Genomic DNA, 4,417 nt, shown 5'->3' with positions numbered 1-4,417 from the left:
AGCTGGGATCCCCCTCCGGGGTGCCCGAAAAGCTGTAGAGGGCTACAGCACTCCATATGCTTCGCGACGCGATTGCCGCTTTGGAGTGCGGTAGACCTCTCTGAGCATTACCCACAAGTTCGGAGGGCTTCCTCCCTATCTCAACGGGATTGCGCCTCAAAGCCCAGGGTTGGGAGGAACGAGCTACCCTGGGGAAAACGCCATAGAATCCACAACCCCATCGTGGGTTGCGAACCCTGTGGGGCTTCAGGTGATCCCAAGCGCAACCCGCGATGGGGTTGTGAGAAAACCACGACTCACCCAGGGTAGGCGCTCCTGCGTCGCGCCAACCCTGGGCTTTGAGCCGGAATCCCTTTGGGATTCTAACATTTGGTCGAAGAACTTGTGGGTAATGCTTAGGTCGTGCCACCGCGCTCCATATAAAAACCCCCTCTCCGCGGGGCGGAGAGGGGGTGTGTTGCCGGTCTCGACCGAGGGCGGCGTTCGAACTCACTTCACCACGCGATAGAAGCTCCGCGCGGCTCCTGAGCTCACACTGACTGGGCTTGCCGCGCCTCCTGCCACTTCTGAGTAAGGACCGTCGACGCTTTCCGCTGAGTGCAGTAATCCCCCGCCAGTCCAGGAGATCTGGAGGCCGTTATCAGTGCTTTCGATCTTGAGGCGGGGCCGTGTCGAGATGGGACGGGCGCTGGCCGCCGGGCCCACTCCCACCGGGGTGTAGTTGGCATCCGGGGTGACCAGCAGTTTGTCGACGATGAATCCATCCTCTCGCATCCAGATGTTCAACTGATGCACGCCGGGAGTCGCCACGGTGAACATGGCCCGCGAGTTGCCGTCGAGCGTGGTGGATGACCAGACATAGCCCGATCCTTGCGGGAAGAAGCCGATCCGGTCGCTGGTGGCTGGAAGTTCCCCATCCAGACCGACGTTAATCGAATCGTTCTGGCCAAGCCCGGGCGCGCTGTCGGCTAAGCCTCGCACCCAGACGTAGTAGGTTCCGGGCTTCACGATCTCGATGTTGTAGTCGAGCCGAGGGCTGATGGTCGTGTCGATGTTCACATTGAGGTTGACGTTGGGGGTGGCTTCCATCGCTCCGTCTCCGGAGTAACCCGCCGTCGCGGTGGTCAGTTCCCAGGCATGATTATTCGATTCGACCGGGGTGTTGCCGTCGAAGTGTTCGGCTTCGACTACGACCAGAACGGGTTTGACGGCAGGACCTGCTCCAGCGGGTTCGTAATCTGGATTATTGCTCAGAATCAGCTTGTCGATAATGAAGCCGTCCTCGCGCATCCAGACGTTCACAACATGGCGACCAGGGGTTGTGACCACGAACGTGGCTCGCGTGTTGCCGTCCAGAGTGGTATTCGACCAAACGTAACCCGAGCCTTGTGGAAAGAACCCGATGCGATCGCTGGTTGCGGGCAATGCCCCATCGATTCCAACATTGATGGAATCGTTTTGCCCAAGTCCTGGAGCGCTGTCGGCCAACCCGCGCACCCAAACGTAGTAGGTGCCGGGGACGGTGAACTCCACGTTGTAGTCGAGCCTCGGGCTGATAGTGGTGTCGATGTTGACGTTCAGGTTCACGTTGGGCGTGGCCTCCATGGCGCCTTCCCCGGAGAACCCGGCGTTAACCGTCGTTAACTCCCAGGTGTGGTTGTTCGATTCGATAGTGGTTTTTTCATCGAAGCCCTCGGCTTCGATCACGATCAGACCCGGGTCGTCCAGTGTTCCCTCGACCACGAAGCTCCATTGATTATCCGAGATCGTTCCATCCGTATCTCCGTAGACCAAGCGGACAGTGTTGGTGGACCCGGAAGCCAGGCTGCCGGGGGGATCGAAACTGATCTGAGTGAGGTTGGATCCCGGATCCTTGGTGACCGATGCGGTGACGGCTGCGCCGTTCAGGCTGAGTTGGATGGTCGCGGGATTGACCGTCGCGATCCCATCCACCAGCGTGGCTGCGATGAGCGTGTTTCCAGAGACCTGATTCTCGTTGGGTTTGGGCAGCGTGGTGTACTGTACATACGGATGCGTCACGAAGGATTCCCGGTAGGCAGGAACGCCCCCGGATGCGACATCGGCGAGGTGAACGCGATTGCCATCGGAGGTGATGCGGTACCATTCCAACGAGCTGGCGCCCACACCGGAGAACCAGAGGAGTCGGAATGGGTAGATCCCAGCCTGTTCGACCACGAATGAAAACTCCTTTGAGCCTTCGGGGCGGCTTCGATCGAAGGAGGCAATTTCGGGGGCGAAGAGCTGGCGCGGGTTCGGTCCGGCCGTGAGGCGGAAACCGGATTCGCGATAGCTACCGTCGGCGGTGGTGTTGTAGTTGCGCACCCCTCCGATCCCGAACGTGTAGGCTCCGGGCGTCAGTTCGAGATAGGTGACCACCTCGAGCGCATAGTTTTCGAACGGTTGGTTGATCCCCGGAAGTGCCACGTCGTCACTGAGGAATCCGGTGGGGCTTCCAGCGGAGCTGAAGTCGAAGAAACCTTCAACCGCGAAGGAACCGTCTACATCCGCTCCGTTGAGGTCAGCCGTGTTCTCCAAGACCGCGCCGTCGGTCGGGTTGAGTAGCTTGCCGGCGAACTGCAGTTCGGCCCGGTCGATGGTGGTGCCGAGATTTTGAGCGACTTGATGAGGCCAGACTTTGAAGCCGGGCGCTGCCTTGTTGATGGTCGTCTCAGGCACCGCATAGCTGGGTGGCAGCGTGACGTAAGGGGACGTGATGAACTCGTAGTCTACGGCTGTGGTTCCTGCCGGGGTGGCGTCATCCGAGTAGCTAAGTTCCACCCGGTGCGTGGAGCCCGGAGCCAGGAGACCGGGGGGATCGTAGCTCACTGTAGCGATCCCACCGGCTCGGGCGAAATTCGCAGCCACCGTATTCCCATCGAACTTGAGCTGGATCGAGTCCGCTTTGACTTGGGTCGACACTTCCAGAATTTCCAACTGGATGACGGCGTCTGGCCGCACGGTGCTGCCACGTGGGTTGGCCGATTGGATTGCGGTGTGTTGGGTTAGGGTTGTTGTAATGGAAAGGTCATCGACCCAATGCATATCGATAGGGTCTCCCACGAACCGCTGGAGTGCGGAGTTGGCAGCCAACGCAAACCGGCCCGCAGTTGGCCGAAAGCAGAGTAGGTTGCTGAAAACCAGGTTGCTGCCGAACTGCACATCGAGCGTGCCATCGCGATCTGCTTCGATACGGACATCGACAAAGGACGTCCCTGTTGGGAGGAAGTTTACCTTTTTGGAAGCGATGATCTGGTCGTTGAATTTAACTTCCACTGCGGGTGCTTCTCCGGCCGGTCCGGCGTTGTTGAAACTATCAAACGACACAATGAGGCCGCTTCCCGCGCCTTCCTCTGGAAACGGGAACACACTGTCGGGGATGTCGGGACCGAAGCTGAAACTAAAGCCATCCCCTTGCGGTGGGGAACTAGTGTCGTTGCCCATCCTCAATTTGAAGGTGGCCACAAAGGCACCAATGGCTGAGCCGCCATCGAGATCATCGAGGATGAGGCCGCCCGCTTCTCCGTTTGCCTGGGTCAACTTTAAGACCGGTCCATCGCCGCTTCCTCCGTTGAGGTCGAGAAGGGCTCTTCCGTAGAGGATTCCCGGCACGCCGAGATCGGGATCGAATCCGGTCGTGAAACTGGCGGAGAGGGCATTGTTTGGGGTGATGGCCAGGGTGAGTGCGGCTACCATGAGGATTCCACAGCAGGTGCGCGGTCGTCTGCGCCGGAGATCGGTATAAGCGCTTTTCTGAGGTAGTCCTTCAGGTGTTGGTCCTTGTTCTGGTTGCTTCATGGTTGGTGTGGGTTTGGTTAGGGATTCAGGTCTATCCTGGGTGAGCGTCCCGAGGTTGAGGAGGGAGGGAGGGAGGGAGAAAACGGGAGTGTCAGACGAAATGCTAAATCTTCGTCCTGTGCCGAATTGGGGAGCAGCGCGGACAGGCGGCTTCCATCGGCGGATGCTGTGCGTGGCTCTGCCATGCGTCGAATGCAAGTCAGGCTCATTGCGTGAGCGTTAATCGGGGTGACGTTTTGGGTTTACAGCAATCTTGCCGGACAGCAAGGGAAAACTGATGGGAGAGGGGAGTCGTCCGACACGGACGACGCTAGTGCGACTGTGAAGCGCACCAACATAGCAGGGTGAGAGTCCCTGCCAGGCCCAAGTTCACCAGGCCTGTGACTGAAAGCAACTGCGGCGCAGTAATGTGTCCGTGGAGAGCAACTGGAAGTGAACTGCCAGTCCGTAACAAGAGGACCCCACGAGGGATCCGCACGTAAACTCGATTCGGCCGGGTGCAACTGGGCGAGCGAACTAGTGAATCGCGAAGCTACCCGCGTAGGTCTCCCCTGGGATACCCAGGCTCAGACTCCGCAAGGAACTGAGGGACTGAAAGGGT

Annotated in this window: 1 protein-coding gene; it reads right to left on the bottom strand. The window is 59.2% G+C overall.

Annotated elements, in window-relative coordinates; translation table 11 throughout:
- Positions 1-489: 489 nt before the first annotated feature.
- Positions 490-3,816: a hypothetical protein gene (locus JNN07_08410; protein ID MBL9167749.1), complete on the bottom strand. Its 3,327-nt coding sequence runs from the start codon at positions 3,814-3,816 to the stop codon at positions 490-492.
- Between the last annotated feature and the right edge of the window lie 601 nt (positions 3,817-4,417).

It is taken from the genome of Verrucomicrobiales bacterium (assembly GCA_016793885.1).
GTDB lineage: Bacteria > Verrucomicrobiota > Verrucomicrobiia > Limisphaerales > UBA11320 > UBA11320.
The sequence above is the reverse complement of the archived record's forward strand: the minus strand, read 5'-3'. Positions and strand labels throughout refer to the sequence as shown.